Genomic DNA, 22,190 nt, shown 5'->3' on the forward strand with positions numbered 1-22,190 from the left:
GAAAACTTAGCACGGCCAGGCGGGCGCATAGGATTGATGTGCCGGATGGCGTACTAAACTACCCACTTTAATGCCAAGTCGCGCCGCCAAGCCGCCGTTGATCTCGAGCACTGTCAGAATGTTATCGCCGCCCGGTATCGGCGTTTCATCCAGCGGGATGGCATTGTGATGAATGTGTTTCACCACGCCCTGCGCATCAATAAACAGCATGTCCAAAGGAATCAGCGTGTTGCGCATCCAGAAACTTGTGCTGCGGGGACGTTCATTAACGAAATACATGCCGGCACCCATCGGCATCGAAGTACGATGCATAAGCCCCTGCGCCTGCTCTGCCGGATCATCGGCAACCTCGACAGAGAATCGCGCGCTGCCCCAGTCGCCCTTCAGCAATACAGAATCGCTGCGACATTCTTCGGCCGCGACCATCCCTCCAACAAGGGACAGCCCCAACCCTAAAATTACTGCTGCGGATCTGCGGAGTTTAGAACCGTTTCCCACGCCTGTACCTCACCGGCCATATGGCCCCGTTTGCCCTGAATGACCCTGACGGCCAATGCTTCGCCCGGTTGCAAATCAGACAGACCGGACTGGCGCAATATCTCGATGTGCACAAATACGTCATCCGGTTTGCCAAATACATTGGCAAAGCCGAACCCTTTGGCCTTGTCGAACCATTTGACCCGTGCCGGTTCAATCGGGGCCGCCATCAGGGCGTCATTGTCCAGCCCCACGATATCGGAAAGCACGGCGTTCTGCTGGATGTCACTGGGGTGAATCGCCGTGATCTCGGTCGCCTGCACGCCGCGATCGGTCTTTTGCACCAACAGCTCGATGCCAGTGCCATCCGCAATGGAGCTTTGCCCGAAGTTTCGCAGCACATTCACATGCAGCAAAATATCCGGCCCGCCCGTCTCAGCCACGACAAAGCCAAAACCCTTGACCGGATCAAACCACTTTACAATGCCCGAAACAGCATCCGGCTCCGCCAACGCGGCCGGTCTGCTGTCTTCGCTTGCCATAATCTCTGCTTTCACACTGCACCTATTAAATTCGTCGCTTTATAAACTTGTGCCCCCTCGCCCTTAAACGGTCAGGCAGCGGTATTCACATCTAAAATGAGTAGCCGTTCTAAGGATTTAGTCGTTCAATCTCCCATGCGTCATCGGGTGTGGTTCTGCGCCACTGGAAGCGGTCATGCAACCTGTGATCCCCATCCGCCCAAAATTCGATCTCCACCGGCGCAAGCCTGAAGCCGCCCCAAAATGGCGGTCTGGCCGGATTGATCCCTTTGGTCGCGGTCACTTTCGCAACCTCGGCGATCAGCGCCGCGCGGCTTTTCAAAGGCCGCGATTGTTGTGACGCCCAAGCCCCCAGACGGCTTTGCAGCCCGCGCGACGCATAATAAGCATCCGCTTTTGGCCCGTCTTCGCGACTGATGATGCCGCGCACCCGAATTTGACGGCGCAGCGATTTCCAGTGCAAGACAAACGCCGCCTTGCCCGCGTGATCCAGTTCCTGCGCCTTCTGGCTTTCGTAATTTGTATAAAAAACAAAGGCGTCCTGTTCGACGTCTTTCAACAATACCATGCGCACATTGGGCATGCCATTGGCATCAACGGTCGACAGGGCAATGGCATTGGGATCGTTAGGTTCCGATGTCTCCGCCTCGGCCAGCCAGGACCGGACAATCTCGAACGGGTCTTCGCCCGCGAATTTACCACTTCTACCAGACATACTGCACTCTTGCCCTATTGCCCGCAGGAGGTCCTGCAGAAATTCCAAAGGTATCGTTGAACGTTACAGGAATTGCGATGTCACAACAACCGAAAGCTATTTTACCCGTTTGAAACGGGTGCCCTTCACCGGCACTTGAGTAAAGCAAGAACCGCATATGTCCAGCTCTCTTGATGGCATGCGCGCAATGGCCTAAACGAATGGGTAGAAATGTTAATAGAATTGGGCACGGCATGGCGAACGATCTGATGCAAGGCAAGCGGGGGCTGATCATGGGCCTTGCAAACGACAAATCCATTGCATGGGGCGTCGCAAAGCAACTTGCCGATGCCGGCGCGGAACTGGCGTTTTCCTTTCAGGGTGATGCGCTGAAAAAACGCGTCGTGCCCTTGGCCGCCCAGCTGGGCAGCGATATCGTCCTGCCCTGTGATGTGGGCGACGAAGCCTCGATTGATGCGCTATTCGATAGTTTGAAAGAGCGCTGGGACAACATTGACTTTGTCGTACACGCCATTGGTTTCTCGGATAAAAACGAACTTCGCGGCCGTTACGTCGACACCAGCCGCAGCAATTTCGCCATGTCGATGGACATCTCTGTCTATTCCTTCACCGCCGTGATGCAACGGGCCGAGAAAATGATGAACGCCGGCGGCTCTGCTGTCACGCTCACCTATTATGGTGCCGAAAAAGTCATGCCGCATTATAATGTCATGGGCGTTGCCAAGGCCGCACTCGAGGCCTCGGTCAAATACCTTGCCGAAGATCTGGGCAAGGACGGCATCCGCGTCAACGCCATTTCGGCAGGTCCGATCAAGACGCTCGCCGCCTCCGGCATTGGCGATTTCCGCTACATTATGAAGTGGAACGAATACAACTCGCCCCTGCGCCGGAACGTGACCATCGAAGAGGTCGGTAAATCCGCGCTTTACCTGTTGTCCGATCTGGGCAGCGGCACAACGGGCGAAAACCTGCATGTGGATGCCGGCTATCATGTGGTTGGCATGAAAGCGGTCGACGCGCCCGATATGGCCAAGGAATGACACTGACCCTTGCAGATCTTGCGGCCTTCAATGCCGTGCTGATCGTTTCCATTCTCAGCCCCGGTGCCGCTTTTCTGATGGCCGTGCGCAGTACCGTGTCAAACGGGCGCGCGGCAGGTATTGCAACGGGCCTTGGCCTCGGGGTGATGGCCAGCCTTTGGACATTGGCGGCCCTTCTGGGCATGGATGCACTGTTTGCCTTGTTCCCATGGGCCTTTGCCGTGCTGAAAACCGGTGGTGCCGCTTATCTGATCTACCTCGCGGTTATGACATGGCGCGGCGCGGCCAAGCCTGTCGGTACAGCGACCAAACCGCAGGGACGCGCCTTTCTTGACGGGCTGCTTGTGAACCTCGGCAATCCCAAATCGGTGCTCTTTGCCGCCGCTGTACTGGTGGTGATCTTTCCGCCAGACCTCTCCGCCGCGCAAATCGCCCTGATCACCGCGAACCATCTTACGCTCGAAATCCTGTTCTACACCGCTTGCGCCTTCATTCTCAGCGCGCCTGCTGCCCGCGCGCGCTATGTGCGCACGAAACCCCTACTTGATCGCATCGCCGCCCTGCTTCTTGGCGGGCTTGGCCTCAAACTTCTGCTGCAAAGGTAATCCCATGTCCGACACGCGCCTGCCCCACGAAAAAGGCTTCCACATCTCATGGGACCAAATCCACCGCGACAGCCGCGCCCTAGCGTGGCGCCTTGACGGCAAAGGCCCTGACGCAGGCGCATGGAAAGCCGTGGTTGCGATTACGCGCGGTGGCATGGCCCCCGCAATGATCGTGGCCCGCGAACTCGACATCCGCACCGTTGATACCATCTCGGTGGTCTCCTACCATTCGGGCGGCGGCAAGGCAGATGACCGACGCGAAGCCAAAGTCCTGAAATCTCCCGATCCCGAAATCATGGGCGATGGCACCGGCATCCTGATCGTCGACGATCTGGTCGACAGCGGCAAAACCCTCGAACTGGTGCGCAAACTCTACCCGAAGGCCCATTTCGCGACAGTTTATGCCAAACCCGAAGGCGAACCACAGGTCGACACCTTTATCACCGGCGTCAGTCAGGACACGTGGATCTTTTTCCCCTGGGACATGGCCCTACAGTATGTCGAACCCTACAGAGGCAAAGACTAATCCATCTGCCCCCTCTTTTTGGCCTTATATACTGTCCGCACTCTCGACCGGAAACCGCCCGATGATCATATCCCGTACCGCCGCCACATTCCCGCCCCCCGTCATGGAAGCCCGCCGCTGGCTTGACGGCATCACGCATCCAGACGACCGCCCGCTGATAAACGTGTCCCAAGCCGCCCCTGTTGACCCCCCCCCGCAAGAATTGCGGCAGGCGATGGCGGATGCGGCGCTGAACAATGACGACGCACACCTTTACGGGCCGGTTCTGGGCCTGCCCGAACTGCGCAGCGAACTCGCCCGCCAGACCGCCAGCCATTACGCGGGCAAGATCTCTGCCGCGCAGACCTGCATCACCGCGGGCTGCAATCAGGCCTTTGCCGCGGCCATTGCAACTCTTTGTACCGATGGCGACGAAGTCATTCTGCCCACCCCTTGGTACTTCAACCATAAGATGTGGCTCGATATGTCAGGTGTGCGCAGCGTCGCCCTGCCCGCCGGTGCCGATATGCTGCCCGACCCCGCGCAGGCGGCCGCGCTGATCACCGACAAAACCCGCGCCATTGCGCTTGTCACACCGAATAATCCCACCGGCGTGGAATATCCCGCCGATCTGTTGCAAGCCTTCTTTGATCTGGCCCGCCAACACGGCATCGCACTGATCGTTGACGAAACCTACCGCGATTTCGACAGCCGCTCCGGTCCACCGCATGCCCTGTTTCAAGACCCCGACTGGCAAGACACGCTGATCCACCTCTATTCTTTCTCCAAGGCGTATCGCCTGACGGGACACCGCGTCGGTGCGATGATCGCCAGTGAAGAGCGCCTGTCCGAAGTCGAAAAATTCCTCGACACCGTCGCCATTTGCCCCGGTCAGATGGGCCAGCATGCCGCGCTCTGGGGCATGCAAAACTTGAAACAATGGCTGGCCGGCGAACGCGAGGAAATCCTCGCGCGTCGCGCCGCAATCACCGAAAATCTGCCCAAGCTCACCGCAAAAGGATGGCGGCTTCTCGGCCTTGGTGGCTATTTTGCATATATGCACCACCCTTTCGCCCAGTCCTCGGCCCAACTTGCGCCGGCATTGGTGAAATCAGCTTCGGTCCTCTGTCTGCCCGGCACCATGTTCTATCCCGAAGGTACGCGCGACGGGGACACTCAATTGCGCATCGCCTTTGCCAACCTCGACGCGGCCGGCATCAGCGTTCTGTTCGACCGGCTCGCAGCACTGCAAGCCCCGTAGCAGGTGGGTCAACGCCCCCTTGCCCCCCACGCACACAGCGCTTAGACATCTGATCTAAAGCGGAAATAAGGACGACCCCCCAATGGCACAACGCAGCGGCATCGGCAAAATCGCCATGTGGATCCTTTTGGGTCTGTTGTTTATCGGCTTGGGCGGCTTTGGCGCGGCCAACCTCAGCGGGAATATACGCAGCATCGGCACGGTGGGCAGCAAATCCATCCCCGTCGACAGCTATGCCCGCCAGTTGCAAAACGAAATGCAGGCCATTTCCCAGCAAACCGGTCAGCCCCTGCCCTTCGCCCGCGCACAGGAAATCGGTCTTGACCGCGCCGTGCTGCAACGTCTTGTGCGCAACCGCGCGCTGGATCACGAAAACAGCGAACTGGGCCTTTCCATCGGCGATGAAGCCCTGCGTGAAGAAATCCTTCAAATCAGCTCTTTTCAGGGCGTGAACGGCGAATTCGACCGCGAAGGGTACCGTTTTGCCCTGCAACAGGGCGGTGTGTCCGAAGCCGAATTCGAAACCTCCCTACGCGAGGAAGCCGCGCGCACCCTGCTGCAAGGCGCGGTTCTGGGCGGTGTCAAAATGCCTGCCGCCTACGCCGAGACCCTTGTGAACTATGTCGGCGAACAGCGCGATTTCACATGGAGCCTTTTGGACGAAGACAGCCTAGATGCCCCGCTGCCCGTCCCGACGGATGCAGAGCTGCGCAGCTATTACGAAGAGAACACTGATAAATTCATGCTGCCTGACACCAAGATGATCACCTATGCCCTGCTGACGCCGGATGCGATGATCGACGAGGTCGAAGTGCCCGAAGAAGAACTGCGCGCCGAATACGATGCACGCGCAGATGTCTATAACCAACCGGAACGCCGCCTGATCGAACGTTTGGTCTTTGCAGATCAGGAAAGCGCCGATCAGGCCGCGGCAGCCCTTGAAGTGGGCGGCACGCAGTTTCGCAATCTGGTCGAAGAACGCGGGCTGACACTGGCCGATATCGACCTTGGCGATGTCAGCCGCCTTGAGCTGGACGCTGCAGGCGAAGCCGTCTTTAACGCCGCCGTCGGCGAGATCGTCGGCCCCGAGGCCAGCCCGCTTGGCCCTGCCCTGTTTCGCGTGAACGGTATTTTGCCCGCGCAGGCCACCAGTTTTGAAGACGCCCGCGCGGAGCTGCAGCAAGAACTGGCGCTGGCGCGCGCGGTGCGTGCGGTAGAAGTGCGTGCGCAAGACATCGACGACCAGCTTGCCGGTGGTGCCACGCTTGAGCAGCTGGCAGATGAAACCAAGATGGAGCTGGGCAGCATTGCATGGCACCCCGAGGCCAGCGACGATATCGCCGCCTACACCGATTTCCGCGAAGCAGCGCGGGAGCTTAACAGCGGCGATTTCCCAAAAATCCAGCAACTCGAGGATGGCAGCATCTTTGCCATGCGACTTGATGAAGAGCTGCCCGCGCGGGTCAACCCGTTCGAGGATGCGCTGCAAGACGTCCGTGCCGCTCTGCGGGCAGACCGGATCGTGACAGCGCTCAGCACGCAGGCCGAAGCGCTTGTGCCCACCCTCGGCGGCGCGGTCGGCTTTGAAGCGGCAGGCCTTGACGCGCTGATCGAGACCGGCCAGCGGCGCAACGCGTTCATCACCAACACGCCTAACGGCTTTATGAGTACTGTTTTCGAGATGGAAATCGGCGAAATCCGGGTCCTGCCCGGTGACGAATCTGTGGTGATTGTCCGTCTGGATGCCATCAATCCAGCCGCCGACGAAGCCGAGAACATCGCGCTTCTCAGCCAGCTTCGCGCGCAGATGGATCAGGCGTTGGCCCAGGACCTGTTCACGATTTATGCAGATGACGTGGTGCGCCGCGCCGAACCCCAAGTGGACCAGCGCGCCTTGCAAGCTGTCCACGTTAACTTTCCGTAACCGCCATGGCTTTGACCCCCGGTTTTGACGCCTTCGCGGCGGGCCACGCTGCAGGCCGCAACCAGATTGTCTATACCCGTCTGGCGGCTGATCTGGACACGCCGGTTTCCCTGATGATCAAGCTGACGGGTGCTGCCGAAAACGCCTTTGTGCTGGAATCAGTGACCGGTGGCGAAGTGCGCGGACGCTATTCCATCATCGGCATGAAACCCGATCTGATCTGGCGCTGTCGCGGTGAAACATCGGCCATCAACCGCGCCGCGCGGTATGACGCGGATGCCTTTGAGGATGCAGCAGGCAATCCGCTGGACGTGCTGCGCGACCTGATCGCCGAATCCAAAATCGACCTGCCCGAAGATCTGCCGCAAGCGGCCGCAGGCCTGTTCGGCTATCTTGGGTATGACATGATCCGGTTGGTGGAGCATCTGCCGGACGTGAACCCCGATCCACTGGGCCTGCCTGATGCCATGATGCTGCGCCCCTCAGTGATTGCCGTTCTGGATGGTGTCAAAGGTGAGGTCACGATTGTATCGCCTGCTTGGGTGTCGGATGGCCAATCCGCCCGCGCCGCTTATGCACAAGCCGCAGAACGTGTGATGGATGCGGTGCGCGATCTGGAACGTGCCATGCCCGGTGCCAGCCGCAATCTGGGCGAAGCTGTGGAAGCTGGCGAACCCGTGAGCAACTTTACCCGTGAAGGATACAAATCCGCTGTCGAAAAAGCGCGCGAGTATATCGTTGCCGGTGACATTTTTCAGGTGGTGCCAAGCCAACGCTGGGCGCAGGGTTTCGCTCATCCGCCTTTCTCGCTGTATCGCAGTTTACGGCGGACGAACCCCTCGCCCTTTATGTTCTATTTCAACTTCGGCGGCTTTCATGTGGTCGGGGCCAGCCCCGAAATCCTTGTGCGCGTGTTTGGCAACGAAGTAACCATTCGCCCCATCGCCGGCACCCGCCCGCGCGGTGCCACACCGGAAGAAGACCGCGATCTGGAAGCGGACCTGCTGGCGGATGAAAAAGAACTGGCCGAACATCTGATGCTGCTCGATCTGGGTCGCAACGACGTGGGGCGCGTTGCCAAGATCGGCACCGTACGCCCGACCGAAGAATTCATCGTCGAACGCTATTCCCACGTGATGCACATCGTTTCCAACGTAGTGGGCGAATTGAAAGACGGCTGTGATGCGCTGGATGCGTTTTTCGCGGGCATGCCGGCGGGGACAGTATCTGGTGCCCCTAAAGTGCGCGCGATGGAAATCATCGACGAGTTGGAACCGGAAAAGCGCGGCGTCTATGGCGGCGGTGTCGGCTATTTCAGCGCCGGTGGCGACATGGACATGTGCATTGCCCTGCGCACCGCTGTGATCAAGGACGAAACCCTTTATATTCAGGCCGGTGGCGGTGTAGTCTATGACAGTGACGCCGAAGCTGAATTTATGGAAACCATCCATAAATCCGGCGCGATCCGGCGCGCGGCGGCCGATGCAACCCGCTTTGACGGCACAGGACGGAACTAGGCCGGATGCCGAACGCCCCTTTCGAGATTGCCGGCGTTACGATTGACGCGGGCACCGCGCAGACTGTCACCTTGCCTGTGTCGATCCTGCCTGATCACACGCCAGTAGGTCTGCATGTGCAGGTTCACCACGGTAAACGCGCAGGGCCCACCATCTGCGTCACCGCCGCGGTCCACGGGGACGAGGTCATCGGCGTAGAAATCGTGCGCCGCCTGCTGCGCGCCCCGCAACTGGCGGCGCTGCGGGGCACGCTGCTCGCCGTGCCGGTGGTCAATTCTTTCGGGTTCCTGTCACGCTCGCGGTACCTGCCCGACCGGCGCGACCTGAACCGCTGTTTTCCGGGCCATCCATCGGGGTCACTGGGATCCCGTCTGGCACATATATTCCTGAACGAGGTCGTGCAGCGCTGTGATTTCGGCATCGATCTACATTCCGCCGCGATCCACCGCACCAACCTGCCACAGGTGCGCATTTCGCCAAACGATCCCTTTACCCACCAGATGGCAATTGATTTTGGCGCCCCTGTGGTTCTGACCTCGCCGCTGCGCGACGGGTCTTTGCGGGCGGTGGCGGCAAAACACGGCACGCCAATCCTGCTTTATGAAGCTGGTGAAGGCCTGCGTTTTGACGAGATGGCCGTGCGGGCCGGTGTTGCGGGGATTCTGCGGGTCATGCGCGCCAAGGGCATGTTGCCGGCAAAGGGCATCGCGAAAGCCAAAGTGGCGCCCTATATCTGTGGTGCCTCGACTTGGTTGCGCGCCCCTGCCGGTGGTTTGCTGCGCACTTTCCGCGCCGAAGGTGAAACCGTGGCCAAAGGCGATGTGCTGGCGACCGTGTCAGACCCTTTCGGCACCGTGGAAACCGATCTGGTCGCGCCCAGCCCGGGCATCCTGATTGGCCGCGCCATCCTGCCGGTGGTGAACGAAGGCGATGCGGTGTTCCATCTGGCGCAACTCAGCCCGAAAGCATCCGAGGACACCGTGGACGATCTGTCCACGCAGCTGGAAACCGATCCGCTGTTCGACGAAGACGAGATCATCTGATCGGGGCGATCGGGGCTGTCGCCCCTATCTGTCCTCGCGGGTCAATACAGCCGAAATCGGGGCCAAAGCCACCTTGCCCGCGCGGTCCTGCAAACCCCAGAGCAACAGCGCCGAAATCGTGTCCGGGCGCAGACGTCCTAGCATGACCACCGCGCCTTCCTGTCCGGCTTTGAACGCCGCCTGATCCAGAAAACGCCGGATAACCGTGGCCGTTTGTCCCGCACTGTCAAAATCGCGAAACACCGGATCAGCAGGCACGCCATCTTTGCGCGCCAGCTTGGGCATTGTGTTCAACCCTTTGTCCTGCGTCACCAACCCGTGCCCCGATTGCGCAAGGATCGCTGTGACCTGATCCGCCACTTCGCGGGTGGACTGCACCCCCTCACGCGTCCCCTCAAGCACCCCGACAACTTCACGCATTTGCGACAGGGTCACGCCCAACGTGGTTTCCACATCAGAGGCCAGCGCCCCCTGTGGCAGATCGACCATCGCCAGAACCTCGAATCCTTCTTCACGGTACAGGGCGACCCGTTCGGCCGCATCCGGCAAGGCGCTGTCGACCGCAAAGCTTAATGTGTAGGGAAAGCTGCGCAAAGCAGCGATGCCCGGTGCGCCCGAGGTCGGATTGCTGCCGTCATCAATCAATATGATGCTCATCAGCGGCTTGTTTTCGGCGTTTGCAAAGGGCTGTGCGTATTGCGTAATCGGGCGCAGATCGCCCCCCGACGGGCCGTCGGTAATGATCGTGACCTTTTCAATCTTGTCGATCGCCGTTCCAGCGCCGGAGTTGCCCAGACGATTAACGACGACACCGTTGTCGCGGTCGGTCAGGGAAATCGCCGGAGTTCCGATTTGCGGACGTGCCGATGGTGCCAACATCGCAACCTGCGAGGTGTCAGCCTCGTTTTCTTCGGTGTCGCGCCCTTCCGGCACAACTGCGGCGGGCGGATCGACGGGTGCAATCTCGGTCTGCACGATTTCAGGCGTGGCTTCGGCCTCCGGGGCTTCAGTTTCAGGTGCTGCGGCCTCTTCGGTTACATCCGTTTCATCGGCACCCTCTACAGGCGTCTCCGCTTCGGACACATCCGCACCAGCCACATCGACATCCGCTTGATCGGTGGCCTCTTGCGCCCCGCTTTGGCCCGCGTCCTCTTGCGAGTCAGGGTTCATTGCCTTGGCCAGCGCATCCGCCACGATCTCATCTGCCATTTCTTCCGAAACGGGGGCGATTTCCGTGACCTTTGGCACCGGCCGCGCCGCAGGCGTTGTGTCGATGGCAACAGCGTCCGACCCTTCCGGCATCATCGGGGCCAGAGCTTGCGGATTGGGTAAAACCGGATCTTCCTGTGACAGGTCAACGCCACCGGCCTGCGCAATATCGGCAGGTGCTGCGAGTTCGGTGGCATCGCCGGTCACAGGTGCCTTGGCCGCAGGTGCGCTCGTCACACTAAGATCAGTCAACGAATCTGCTTCAGGCGCTGTTGTGCGGGGCGCGCTTTGCCCGCCTATCGGTTTGTCCTGCGTCACAGCGGTGGGCGTGCTTACACCTTGTTCACGCGCGATGGCGGCAACTGCTTCGGGTGTTACACCGGCATCGGGCGCAGTGTCACTGATCTGTGGCGACGCCGTCTGCACCGGCACGTTCAGTGGTGCAATCACCGATGCCACACCTGCCGCACCAAGGCTGACAACCCCGCCCAAAAGCGCACCACCCAGAAATCCCTGTGCCATTTACTTACTCCTGCTCCGCCGGTCTACGGCTTACCGGTCCGAATTAGCCTGCACACGCTCTTGACGGCGCGGGACAAGCCTGAACATCTATGCACCGTATATACTCCGATGGGCCGGTATATCTCTAGCCCAAAGGACCACTCCAAACGCAAAGAATTGCCCATTGTTGCTGCTCATCGATAACTACGACAGCTTTACGTATAACCTTGTACACTATCTGGGGTCTTTGGGCGCGGATGTGCAAGTGCACCGTAATGATAAGCTAAGCACCGCCGATGCGCTGGCGATGCGCCCTGCCGGTATCCTGCTGTCCCCCGGCCCCTGTGACCCTGATCAGGCCGGCATTTGTCTTGAACTGACCAAAGCCGCTGCTGAAAACCGCATTCCGCTGATGGGCGTTTGTCTGGGACATCAGACATTGGGTCAGGCCTTTGGCGGCAAGGTCGTGCGCGCGGATGACATTGTGCACGGCAAGATGGGCCGGATGCACCACGATGGCACCGGATTGTTTGCGGGGCTGCCCACCCCCTTTGAGGCGACGCGCTATCATTCGCTGGTGGTCGATCCCGACACCCTGCCCGACGCGCTGCGCGTCACGGCGGAACTTGAGGACGGCACCATCATGGGGCTGCAACACCGCGAACTGCCGATGCACGGCGTGCAGTTCCACCCCGAATCGATCCGCTCCGAGCATGGCCACGCGCTGTTGCAAAACTTTCTGAATACGATGCAGGTACCCGCATGAGTGAAGCGCTAAAGCCGCTGATTGACGCCGCCGCCAATGGTCCATTGACCCGCGCGCAGGCGGCAGAAGCGTTCGAAATCCTGTTTGACGGCGAAGCAACACCCAGCCAGATCGGCGGTTTCCTGATGGCGCTGCGCACGCGCGGCGAAACCGTGGATGAATACGCCGCCGCCGCATCGGTGATGCGGGCCAAATGCCACGCGGTAAAAGCCCCCGAAGGCGCAATGGACATTGTCGGCACCGGCGGTGACGGCAAGGGCACATTGAACATCTCTACCGCGACAGCCTTTGTCGTGGCGGGCGCAGGCGTGGTCGTGGCCAAACACGGCAACCGCAACCTCAGCTCGAAATCCGGCGCGGCCGATGCGCTGACACAGATGGGCCTGAACGTCATGGTCAACGCCGCGGTGGTTGAACGCGAACTGGCCGAGGCCGGTATCGGGTTCATGATGGCCCCGATGCATCACCCCGCGATTGCCCATGTGATGCCCACCCGTTCGGAGCTGGGCACGCGGACGATTTTCAACATTCTGGGGCCGCTGACCAATCCGGCATCCGTTAAACGCCAGCTGACCGGTGCCTATCGCCGTGATCTGATCCGCCCTATGGCCGAGACCCTGCAAGCGCTCGGGTCCGAAAAAGCATGGTTGGTGCATGGCTCGGATGGCACCGATGAATTGACCATCACCGGTGTCAGCTGGGTGTCCGGCCTGGCCGATGGCGCGGTCACCGATTTCGAAGTCCACCCCGAAGATGCCGGCCTGCCCGTGCATCCGTTCGAGGATATCATCGGCGGCACGCCCGAAGAAAACGCGCGTGATTTCAAGGCGCTGCTGGACGGCAAGGTATCAGCCTACCGCGATGCGGTCCTGTTGAACGCCGCCGCTGCCCTTGTTGTGGCGGATGCCGCTGCCGATCTGAAAGCGGGCGTTGAAATGGCGAAAACCAGCATCGATTCCGGTGCAGCGAAGGAAAAGATTTCTCGCGTCGCAGCCGTTTCCCACCAGAAATGACTTCCTTCGATCTGTCGCGTCTGGGCGGTTGGGCGACGCTGCCTTTTTTCCACGACAGGCTGGCAAAGATCGAAGCCGCACTGGCACAGGAAACCCGCCCGATCTTTCCGCCTACTGACCGTGTGTTTCATGCGCTCGAACGCACCCAGCCAAAGGACACCCGCGTGGTGATCATCGGCCAGGACCCGTATCACACGGCGGGCAAAGCGGACGGGCTGGCCTTTTCGATCCCGCAGGATTTTGGCGGGCGGCTGGACAGTCTGGGCAATATTTTCAAAGAAATCGAAAGCGATCTGGGGGTGCAGCGCACCCGAACCGATCTGGGCGACCTTGCCGATCAGGGGGTGTTGTTGCTGAACACGGCGCTGACAGTGCCGCAGGGGGCGGCCAAGGGGCACGCGAAACTCGGCTGGGGCGATCTGGTTCAAGACGTGCTTTCCCATCTTGCGCAGGCCCCGCGCGCCTATCTGCTGTGGGGAGGACCAGCGCAAAAGGCCGCGAAACAGGTCGATGCCAGCCGGAATCTCAAGATAGAAACCGCCCACCCCTCGCCGCTGTCGGTTTATCGCGGCTTTTTCGGCTCCCGCCCCTTTAGTCGGACCAATGCATGGTTGCAGACACAGGGTCTGGACGCCATAAACTGGGGCAACCCGGAGGAACGATGACCGATACCATCCTAGACAAGATCAAAGCCTACAAGCTTGAAGAAGTGGCCGCAGACAAGGCCGCAAAACCGCTGGCCGAAGTGGAGGCCGACGCCCATGCCGCTAGCCCCGTGCGCCCCTTTGCCGATGCGCTGCACGCTGCGACCCGCGAGGGCTACGGCCTGATCGCAGAGATCAAAAAGGCAAGCCCGTCCAAGGGATTGATCCGCGAAGATTTCGACCCCGCCAGTCTGGCGCAGGCCTATGCAACGGGCGGGGCAACCTGCCTGTCGGTTTTAACGGACACGCCCAGCTTTCAGGGCGCAAAGGACTATCTTGTTGCGGCCCGCGCGGCCTGCGACCTGCCGGTGCTGCGCAAGGATTTCATGTATGACACCTATCAGGTGGCCGAGGCGCGCGCGCTGGGGGCGGATTGCATTCTGATCATCATGGCGTCGGTGTCCGATGCACAGGCGGCCGAACTTGAGGACAGCGCGACCCAATGGGGCATGGACGCCCTGATCGAGGTGCATGACGCCGAAGAACTGGAACGCGCCACCCGTCTGAAAAGCGTGATGATCGGGGTCAATAACCGCAATCTCAAGACTTTCGAAACCTCACTCGACGGGACCCGCACCCTGTCCAAACTGGTACCGGCGGATCGCATGATCGTGAGCGAATCCGGCCTGAACACCCCGCAGGACCTTGCCGATATGGCACAATACGGCGCGCGCAGTTTTCTGATCGGCGAAAGCCTGATGCGGCAGGAAGATGTGGCCACGGCCACCCGTAACCTGCTGGCCAACCCGCTGACTTCCGGGGGCATGTGATGGCGCTCACGCATTTCGATGCCAAGGGCGATGCGCATATGGTCGATGTGTCGGAAAAGGCTGTGACGTCGCGCATTGCGGTGGCTGAAAACCACATCAAGATGAACCGCGAAACCTTTGATATCATTACCGAAGGACGCGCCAAAAAGGGTGATGTGCTGGGCGTTGCACGGCTGGCCGGTATCATGGCTGCCAAACGGACATCCGATTTGATCCCGCTTTGTCACCCCCTGCCCATTACCAAGGTCAGTGTTGATCTAGAACCGGACGCCAGCCTGCCCGGCATCCGTATCACGGCCACTGTAAAGACCACCGGCCAAACCGGCGTCGAGATGGAGGCATTGACCGCCGCCTCTGTCACCGCCCTCACCGTCTATGACATGTCCAAAGCCGTTGACAAAACCATGGAGATCAGCGGCTTGCGCGTCGTTCTGAAGGACGGCGGCAAATCGGGCCGTTTCGAGGCCACATGATTTCCGTTGAAGAGGCCCGCGCCGCGGTGCTGGCGCTCGCCAGCCCGCTTGCGGTTGAATACGTGCCCCTGCGCCATGCCGCCGGTCGCGTGTTGGCGCAAGATGTTGTCGCCACGCGCACGCAGCCACCCTTCGCCGCCTCTTCTATGGACGGTTACGCCCTGCGCCGCGACGAAGTCGAACCCGACGCCCTGTTCAAGGTTATCGGTGAAGCAGCTGCAGGCCACCGGTTTGACGGCATCGTAAAAGCCGGTCAGGCGGTGCGCATCTTTACCGGTGCTCCCGTGCCCGAGGGCGCGGATTTCGTGGTCATTCAGGAAGACGTGACCCGTCGCGGTGATCTGATCACGCTTGGCCATAATATTGGAGACAAGGACAACATCCGCCCTGCCGGTGGCGATTTCAAACTTGGTCAGACTGTGAGCGCGCCCCAGTTATTGCGCCCTGCCGATATCGCGCTGCTGGCTGCGATGAACATCGCTAGCGTGCCGGTTACCCGCAAACCGGTTGTTGCGATCCTAGCGACAGGGGACGAATTGGTACAGCCCGGGGAAACTCCGCAAGCGGATCAAATCGTCGCCTCCAACAGTTTCGGTCTGGCGGCCATGCTGGACGATTTGGGCGCTGAAACCCGCGTCTTGCCGATTGCGCGCGACACCGCAGGATCGCTCAAACAGGCGTTCACACTGGCGCAAGGGGCCGACCTGATCGTCACGATCGGGGGGGCCTCGGTCGGCGATCATGATCTGGTCGCCCCTGTTGCCGCCGAGCTGGGCATGGAGCAAAGTTTTTACAAAGTCGCCATGCGCCCCGGCAAGCCGTTGATGGCGGGCCGGTTGGGTAAGATGGCAATGATCGGCCTGCCCGGCAATCCGGTGTCAGCCATGGTATGCGGTGCGGTATTTGTGGTCCCGCTGCTGCGCAAAATGCTGGGGCTTGACGCGGACATAGCCCCGTTGCTGAGTGGCCCGCTGGCCGTCGACATGCCCGCCAATGGCCCGCGTGCCCATTACATGCGGGCACGGTTGATTGACGGCAAATTGCACCCCGACACGCGACAGGACAGTTCCCTGCTCAGCGTTCTGGCGGTGGCGGATGTATTGTTGGTGCGTCCGGTAAATGATCCGGCCCGAACGGCGGGCGAAATGGTCAGCTATACCCCGCTTTAGGCCGCTTTGAACAACAAGCGTTGACACAAAACAGGAACATCCCTAGAACAAATGAAAACCATTTGTCAAACAGGGGCGACCGATGCTGACCAAAAAACAACTCGATCTTTTGGCCTTTATTCACAAGCGGGTGCAACGTGACGGCGTGCCGCCCAGTTTTGACGAGATGAAACTGGCGCTGGATCTGCGGTCTAAATCCGGCATCCACCGCTTGATCACAGCCCTTGAAGAACGCGGTTTCATCCGCCGCTTGGCCCACCGTGCGCGCGCCATCGAAGTTGTGAAGCTCCCCGAAAGCCTTGGCGGGGCGCCCAACCCCGGTTTCACCCCGCGCGTTATTGAGGGCGACCGCCCCGATACCGCGCCGCCAACCGGTGCCCTTCCGGTAGCAGTAGCCGAAGCGATGACCGTACCGGTCATGGGGCAGATCGCCGCCGGCGTGCCCATCGAGGCCATCAACCACATGACCCACTCGGTAACTGTGCCCTCCGGCATGCTGGCCGGATCGGGCGAGCATTACGCGCTGGAAGTCAAAGGTGATTCGATGATCGACGCCGGCATCAACGACGGTGACGTTGTGGTGATCCGCGAGACATCCACAGCAGATGACGGTGATATTGTGGTCGCCTTGGTCGAAGATCACGAAGCCACGCTTAAAACCTTTCGCCGCAAAGGCGCGTCGATCGCGTTGGAAGCCGCCAATCCGGCTTATGAAACACGTGTATTCCCGTCGCATCTGGTCAAGGTTCAGGGCCGTTTGGTCGGGCTGATCCGCACGTATTGATCTTGCGGGGCCGCTTTGGGCCAGTTGGTCCAAAGCCGCTCACCGGCGATGTCACGCGCGGTTGTGATCTGCCACCCCTGCCCTGATCTGTGCATTGCTACCGCCCCTGTCGTTTTTAAACGGTCCGGATCAAAAACCATGCAGGGCTGACCTGACAGGCTGTCCGCCGTGCTTGAGGCAACGATGATTTGCCCCGCGGTGCAGCCCTTAAACCCCGCCAGCGCCCGTTTACCGGACAGATGCACAATATCGCCATCCTGCCAAAGCTTTGCCGCTGCCTCTTGCGAGGCACCAGTCCCGTCGTTCTCCAACCAGTTTCGCGCGACAAAACCTGCGCCTTTGGGCTTGCTCAGGGCGCGGCCCTCCGGCGTCATTATGCCCACCAAGGTGCCGGTGTCGGCGATCAACAGTTCAGGCCGCGCCGCCCCCTGCCATAGGGCGAACCCCAGCGCCATGACTGGCAGCCCGCCCCACCGCAAACGCCCCTGCCACAGGATAAGGAACAGAAACCCCAAGGAGATCAGCGGTAAAACCCATGCGCCCGGACTGACGACATGGCCGCGGGCGTTTTCCAGTGCTGCAACCGCATGTGCGACGCCAAGGATCCAGTCCAACCCCAGACCCATCACCCAAAGCGCGATCCAGTCCAACCCCAAGGGGGCCAGCACCAACGCCACCACCGCCGCCGGTATGACCAACAGCCCCATCAACGGCACCGAGGCCAGATTTGCGATCAACCCGTAATGCGCAATCGCGTTGAAATGCGCCGCCGCAATCGGGGCCGTTGCAAAACCTGCAACCGCAGAGGAAACCACCGTGGCGAACACGGGTTTGGCCCACCGCGGCAACCAGTTGCGATCGATGTCACGCAGCCAGCCAAACACCGCGACCAAGGCCGTCGTGGCAGCAAATGACATCTGGAACCCCGGCCCCATCAAGGCTTCGGGGCGCAGCACAAGAATGATAATCGCGGCCACCGCCACAGCACGCAGCGAAAACGCCCGCCGCCCGATGGTCAAAGCAGCCAAGGCCACCGCAACCATGATGAAGGCGCGTTGTGTCGCGACATTGCCGCCCGACAATGCCAGATACCCTGCCGCAGCGACCAACGCGCCGACGGCGGCGATCGCCTTGGTCGGCCAGCGCAGGGCAATGGCCGGATGCGACGCAAGTGCAAGACGCAAACCAGCTAGAACGAAAGCCGTCAATAACCCCATATGCAATCCTGAAATCGCCAGCAGATGGGCAAGGTTACTGACGCGCAAGGCGTGTAATGCATCCTGACCGATGGCGCTGCGGTCCCCTGTGGTGATGGCTGCTGCGAACCCGCCGGTATCCCCCAACAGACGCTTTTGAATATGGGCCGATGCCGCCATGCGGATGCGAAAAACCGTCAACCCTGCGTGCCCGTCACGGGCCGCTGCCGCCCCCATCAGGGGCACGCGGGAATACCCCACAGCCCCCAGTCGCGCAAACCACGCGTGGCGTTGAAAATCGAATCCTCCCGGTTCGACCGGCCCTGAAGGCGGAGACAGATGTGCGGTGGTCATCACCCGCAGCCCCGGTTCCGGTGTGATCCCTGCCGGCCCTTTGCCATGCAGGGAAATCCGCACGCGCTGCGGCGTTCGGTCGGGCGGCACCCGATCCAGTCGCACCTGATCCAGCGTCAGCCGCAATGCGTCCGACTGGCTGCGGTCCATCGCCACAATGCGCCCTTCAACCGCCCCGTAATAGCGCCACCCCAACACCGGCCCTGCCACAGCATGGGCACGCACACCGGCCAGAATGAACCCGATCAAACACAGGCTGATGCCAACGGCAAAAGGCGAAACAGCTTCGGGCAACTGACGCGCGATCAATAATAGCGCCAAGCCAGCCAGCGCCAGCCAGACGAAAACCGGCCATGCAGGTTCCCACGTAAGCGTGAAATAACAACCGATGCCGACGGCAAGACAGACCGGCACCCAGCCCAGCATATTGCCACGCTGCGCGAGTAGGACCGCTTCACCAGTGATCCATACCTTCTGAATGACGCGCAGGATGCGGCCCATGCTTGCTCCCGTTCACCGCACTGGATAGACAGGCCACAACACTAGCGGGGCGATGGTTAGCGAAACGTAAACGTGACCTTGTTCCGATTAAATCCTGTTAAGAAAGAGCCGCTATGTCCTCGCCCGCCTCTGGCCAAGTTGTCACCCGTTTCGCCCCTTCCCCTACCGGTTTCCTGCACATCGGCGGGGCGCGCACCGCTTTGTTCAACTGGCTGTACGCCCGTGGTCGGGGCGGGAAGTTCCTGTTGCGCATCGAAGACACAGACCGCGCCCGCTCCACCCCCGAAGCGACAGCCGCCATCCTGCAAGGCATGGCATGGCTGGGATTGGATCATGACGGCGAGATCGTCAGCCAGTTCGACAATGCCGGGCGTCACGCCGAAGTCGCGCTTGAGCTTCTGGCACAAGGCAAAGCCTATAAGTGTTTTGCAACGCAGGAAGAAATCAGTGCCTATCGTGACGCCGCCAAAGCCGAGGGCAAGAGCACGCTTTATCATTCGCCGTGGCGCGATGCGGATGCCTCTACCCATCCCGACGCGCCCTACGTGGTGCGTATCAAGGCCCCTCAGGATGGCACCACCGTGATCCGCGACGAAGTTCAGGGCGATGTGACGATCCAGAACAACACGCTGGATGACATGGTTCTGTTACGCTCGGATGGCACACCGGTCTATATGTTGGCCGTCGTGGTCGACGACCATGACATGGGCGTGACCCATGTGGTGCGTGGGGATGACCACCTGAACAATGCGGCGCGACAGATGATGATATACGATGCGATGGGATGGGACGTGCCGGTTTGGGCGCATATCCCGCTGATCCACGGTGACGATGGCAAAAAGCTGTCAAAGCGACACGGTGCCTTGGGCGCGCAGGAATATCAGGTGATGGGATATCCGGCGGCCGGCATGCGCAATTATCTGGCCCGTCTGGGATGGAGCCACGGGGACGACGAATTTTTCACCGACGCGCAGGCGCTGGAATGGTTCGATCTGAACGGCATCCGCAAAAGCCCGGCCCAGTTTGATCTGAAAAAGCTTGAAAATATCTGCGGTCAACATATCGCGGTGACAAGTGACGCTGCGTTGCGGCAAGAATGTGAAGCCTTTTTACAGGCCGCAAACCTGCCTGCCCTGACGGCACAACAAAGTGACGGGCTGCAAAGCGCCCTCTATTGCCTCAAAGAACGGGCCAAAACTTTGCCGGAACTCCTTGAAAAGGCGCATTTTGTCCTGACATCCCGCCCGATCGTGTCGGATGAAAAGGCGGCAAAGAATCTCGACAATGTATCCCGTGGTATGCTGAACGAATTGACGCCGCAGTTGCAAAATGCTAGCTGGGACAAAGAAACGCTGGAAGAGGTGATGAACGGCTTTGCGGCCGCGAAAGACACCAAATTCGGAAAACTCGCGGGGCCCCTTAGGGCGGCACTTGCAGGGCGCGCAGTAACCCCATCTGTTTATGACATGATGCTTGTGTTGGGGCGCGATGAAACCCTCGCCCGCCTGAGCGACGCGGCTGGTTGAGAAGCGGTTAACCACTTCTCAACATCGCACAAGATAACAGATGGTACGGCCCCGATATGACGGGCCGAGCCCCAGACAGCAGGTAGAATGCCTTGCTGCCAACCGGACGAAAGGGACCGCATGACCGAGAGCACCAAATCCGCAACGCTGACCATTGATGGCAAGAGCTACGATCTTCCCATTTTCTCGCCGACCGCCGGCCCCGATGTGATCGACATCCGCAAGCTTTATGCCCAGGCCGATGTCTTTACCTATGACCCCGGCTTTACGTCGACATCAGCCTGCGACAGCACGATCACCTTTATTGATGGCGAAGAAGGGGTGCTGTTGCACCGTGGCTATCCGATTGATCAGCTGGCCAGCAAATCGCACTACCTCGAAGTGTGCTATCTGCTGCTTTACGGTGAGCTGCCCTCCCCCACGAAACTGGAAGAGTTCGAAAGCCTTGTGACCAACCACACCATGTTGCACGAGCAGATGATGAACTTCTTCCGCGGTTTCCGCCGCGATGCGCATCCGATGGCGATTATGGTGGGTGTTGTGGGCGCGATGTCTGCATTCTATCACGATTCGACCGACATCACCGATGCCCACCAGCGCGAGGTCGCAACGATCCGTCTGATCGCCAAGATGCCAACGATTGCCGCGATGGCGTATAAATACACCATCGGCCAGCCGTTCGAATATCCGCGCAACGATCTGGACTATGCGTCAAACTTCCTGCGCATGTGTTTCGCCGTCCCTGCCGAAGATTATGTCGTTAACCCGATCCTAAGCCGCGCGATGGACCGCATCTTTACCCTGCATGCGGATCACGAGCAGAACGCCTCCACTTCGACCGTGCGTCTCGCGTCCTCTTCGGGTGCGAACCCCTTCGCGTGTATCGCAGCCGGTATTGCCTGCCTTTGGGGTCCGGCGCATGGCGGTGCGAACCAGGCTTGCCTTGAAATGCTCAAGGAAATCGGCACACCGGACCGCATTCCTGAATTCATCGCCCGTGCGAAAGACAAGAACGATCCGTTCCGCCTGATGGGCTTTGGACACCGTGTTTACAAGAACCACGATCCGCGTGCGACAGTAATGAAGGAAAGTGCCGACGAGGTACTGGAGCTTCTGGGTGTTGAAAACAACCCTGTTTTGCAGGTCGCCAAAGAGCTGGAAAAAGCAGCACTTGCCGATCCGTATTTCGCAGAGAAGAAACTGTTCCCGAACGTCGACTTCTATTCAGGCGTTATTCTGGAAGCCATGGGTTTCCCGACCTCGATGTTCACACCGATCTTTGCGCTGTCGCGCACCGTGGGCTGGATTTCGCAGTGGAAAGAAATGATTGCCGATCCACAGAACAAAATCGGCCGTCCGCGCCAGTTGTATCTGGGCGAAACGGCCCGCGACTATGTGGACATCGAAAACCGCTGATCGCCTGCCCGCTAGGGCGCCCTATTAATACTGAAAACGCCCCGCCCTGTGCGGGGCGTTTTCACATCCCGCGTTGTTGATGCGCTGGCAACAAATGCAATCGCGCTTTCGAAAATGTGGCAAGGCTGCCCTATTTCACGCCGAATCAATTTTATGAAAACCGCGCGATATGTGCTGAA

Annotated in this window: 21 protein-coding genes; 16 read left to right on the plus strand and 5 right to left on the minus strand. The window is 60.0% G+C overall.

Translation table 11 applies throughout. The features are described 5' to 3' along the window. Nucleotides 1-6 precede the first annotated feature (6 nt). From Z947_RS0114380 to pdxH, 3 genes are all read right to left on the minus strand, one after another. Nucleotides 7-426, minus strand: a complete 420-nt coding sequence (locus Z947_RS0114380; protein ID WP_025044989.1) for a DUF192 domain-containing protein — start codon at nucleotides 424-426, stop codon at nucleotides 7-9. A gap of 32 nt (nucleotides 427-458) precedes the next feature. Next, the gene (locus Z947_RS0114385; RefSeq protein ID WP_025044990.1) at nucleotides 459-1,019 is read right to left on the minus strand and encodes a cold-shock protein; all 561 of its coding nucleotides are present in this window, start codon (nucleotides 1,017-1,019) and stop codon (nucleotides 459-461) included. Between the two features lie 109 nt (nucleotides 1,020-1,128). Beyond that, nucleotides 1,129-1,734, minus strand: coding sequence for a pyridoxamine 5'-phosphate oxidase (gene pdxH / locus Z947_RS0114390; RefSeq protein WP_025044991.1), 606 nt, complete (start codon nucleotides 1,732-1,734; stop codon nucleotides 1,129-1,131). A 233-nt stretch (nucleotides 1,735-1,967) separates the two neighbouring features. Between pdxH and fabI the strand changes: the two genes are divergently transcribed. From fabI to Z947_RS0114425, 7 genes are all read left to right on the plus strand, one after another. Beyond that, on the plus strand, nucleotides 1,968-2,774 hold the full coding sequence (gene fabI, locus Z947_RS0114395; RefSeq protein WP_025044992.1) for an enoyl-ACP reductase FabI: 807 nt from the start codon (nucleotides 1,968-1,970) through the stop codon (nucleotides 2,772-2,774). Further along, complete coding sequence (locus tag Z947_RS0114400; protein ID WP_338057826.1) at nucleotides 2,771-3,379, plus strand: LysE family translocator; 609 nt, start codon at nucleotides 2,771-2,773, stop codon at nucleotides 3,377-3,379. The genes fabI and Z947_RS0114400 overlap by 4 nt, the downstream gene beginning before the upstream one ends. A 4-nt stretch (nucleotides 3,380-3,383) precedes the next feature. Then, nucleotides 3,384-3,905 carry a xanthine phosphoribosyltransferase gene (gpt, locus tag Z947_RS0114405; RefSeq protein ID WP_025044994.1) on the plus strand — a complete coding sequence of 174 codons (522 nt, stop codon included), beginning with the start codon at nucleotides 3,384-3,386 and terminating at the stop codon, nucleotides 3,903-3,905. Between the two features lie 61 nt (nucleotides 3,906-3,966). Next, nucleotides 3,967-5,145 carry an aminotransferase gene (locus tag Z947_RS0114410; RefSeq protein ID WP_025044995.1) on the plus strand — a complete coding sequence of 393 codons (1,179 nt, stop codon included), beginning with the start codon at nucleotides 3,967-3,969 and terminating at the stop codon, nucleotides 5,143-5,145. Between the two features lie 82 nt (nucleotides 5,146-5,227). After that, complete coding sequence (locus tag Z947_RS0114415) at nucleotides 5,228-7,069, plus strand: peptidyl-prolyl cis-trans isomerase (protein ID WP_025044996.1); 1,842 nt, start codon at nucleotides 5,228-5,230, stop codon at nucleotides 7,067-7,069. A 5-nt stretch (nucleotides 7,070-7,074) separates the two neighbouring features. Further along, nucleotides 7,075-8,586, plus strand: a complete 1,512-nt coding sequence (gene trpE / locus Z947_RS0114420) for an anthranilate synthase component I (protein ID WP_025044997.1) — start codon at nucleotides 7,075-7,077, stop codon at nucleotides 8,584-8,586. A 5-nt stretch (nucleotides 8,587-8,591) separates the two neighbouring features. Continuing rightward, entirely contained in the window at nucleotides 8,592-9,629 is a 1,038-nt protein-coding gene (locus Z947_RS0114425) for a succinylglutamate desuccinylase/aspartoacylase family protein (protein WP_025044998.1), read from the plus strand. Between the two features lie 24 nt (nucleotides 9,630-9,653). On the opposite strand, the gene Z947_RS0114430 is transcribed toward Z947_RS0114425, so the two are convergent. Next, a complete protein-coding gene (locus Z947_RS0114430; RefSeq protein ID WP_025044999.1) occupies nucleotides 9,654-11,360 on the minus strand; it encodes a divergent polysaccharide deacetylase family protein in 1,707 nt (568 codons plus the stop codon). Between the two features lie 163 nt (nucleotides 11,361-11,523). Between Z947_RS0114430 and Z947_RS0114435 the strand changes: the two genes are divergently transcribed. The 7 genes from Z947_RS0114435 to lexA all read left to right on the plus strand — a co-directional run bounded on the left by Z947_RS0114435 (nucleotide 11,524) and on the right by lexA (nucleotide 17,018). Further along, complete coding sequence (locus tag Z947_RS0114435; RefSeq protein ID WP_025045000.1) at nucleotides 11,524-12,105, plus strand: anthranilate synthase component II; 582 nt, start codon at nucleotides 11,524-11,526, stop codon at nucleotides 12,103-12,105. Continuing rightward, complete coding sequence (trpD, locus tag Z947_RS0114440; RefSeq protein WP_025045001.1) at nucleotides 12,102-13,118, plus strand: anthranilate phosphoribosyltransferase; 1,017 nt, start codon at nucleotides 12,102-12,104, stop codon at nucleotides 13,116-13,118. Before Z947_RS0114435 ends, trpD begins: the two co-directional genes overlap by 4 nt. Next, nucleotides 13,115-13,783: a uracil-DNA glycosylase gene (locus tag Z947_RS0114445; protein WP_025045002.1), complete on the plus strand. Its 669-nt coding sequence runs from the start codon at nucleotides 13,115-13,117 to the stop codon at nucleotides 13,781-13,783. Before trpD ends, Z947_RS0114445 begins: the two co-directional genes overlap by 4 nt. Beyond that, nucleotides 13,780-14,592 (plus strand): indole-3-glycerol phosphate synthase TrpC, encoded by an 813-nt coding sequence (gene trpC / locus Z947_RS0114450; protein ID WP_025045003.1) that lies wholly within the window; start codon nucleotides 13,780-13,782, stop codon nucleotides 14,590-14,592. Before Z947_RS0114445 ends, trpC begins: the two co-directional genes overlap by 4 nt. Beyond that, nucleotides 14,592-15,065 carry a cyclic pyranopterin monophosphate synthase MoaC gene (gene moaC / locus Z947_RS0114455; RefSeq protein WP_025045004.1) on the plus strand — a complete coding sequence of 158 codons (474 nt, stop codon included), beginning with the start codon at nucleotides 14,592-14,594 and terminating at the stop codon, nucleotides 15,063-15,065. The genes trpC and moaC overlap by 1 nt, the downstream gene beginning before the upstream one ends. Next, on the plus strand, nucleotides 15,062-16,234 hold the full coding sequence (locus tag Z947_RS0114460; protein ID WP_025045005.1) for a molybdopterin molybdotransferase MoeA: 1,173 nt from the start codon (nucleotides 15,062-15,064) through the stop codon (nucleotides 16,232-16,234). Before moaC ends, Z947_RS0114460 begins: the two co-directional genes overlap by 4 nt. An 82-nt stretch (nucleotides 16,235-16,316) precedes the next feature. Beyond that, nucleotides 16,317-17,018 carry a transcriptional repressor LexA gene (gene lexA, locus Z947_RS0114465; protein ID WP_025045006.1) on the plus strand — a complete coding sequence of 234 codons (702 nt, stop codon included), beginning with the start codon at nucleotides 16,317-16,319 and terminating at the stop codon, nucleotides 17,016-17,018. Here lexA and Z947_RS0114470 read toward each other — a convergent pair. Beyond that, nucleotides 16,982-19,069, minus strand: coding sequence for a ComEC/Rec2 family competence protein (locus Z947_RS0114470; RefSeq protein ID WP_052880621.1), 2,088 nt, complete (start codon nucleotides 19,067-19,069; stop codon nucleotides 16,982-16,984). The genes lexA and Z947_RS0114470 overlap by 37 nt on opposite strands. Before the next feature lie 113 nt (nucleotides 19,070-19,182). On the opposite strand from Z947_RS0114470, the gene gltX reads away from it, so the two are divergent. Both gltX and gltA read left to right on the plus strand, forming a co-directional pair. Continuing rightward, the gene (gene gltX / locus Z947_RS0114475) at nucleotides 19,183-20,595 is read left to right on the plus strand and encodes a glutamate--tRNA ligase (protein WP_025045008.1); all 1,413 of its coding nucleotides are present in this window, start codon (nucleotides 19,183-19,185) and stop codon (nucleotides 20,593-20,595) included. Between the two features lie 120 nt (nucleotides 20,596-20,715). Further along, a complete protein-coding gene (gltA, locus tag Z947_RS0114480) occupies nucleotides 20,716-22,011 on the plus strand; it encodes a citrate synthase (RefSeq protein WP_025045009.1) in 1,296 nt (431 codons plus the stop codon). Nucleotides 22,012-22,190 lie beyond the last annotated feature (179 nt).

Origin of the sequence: Sulfitobacter geojensis, from assembly GCF_000622325.1 — a bacterium.
Taxonomy (GTDB): Bacteria; Pseudomonadota; Alphaproteobacteria; order Rhodobacterales; family Rhodobacteraceae; genus Sulfitobacter; species Sulfitobacter geojensis.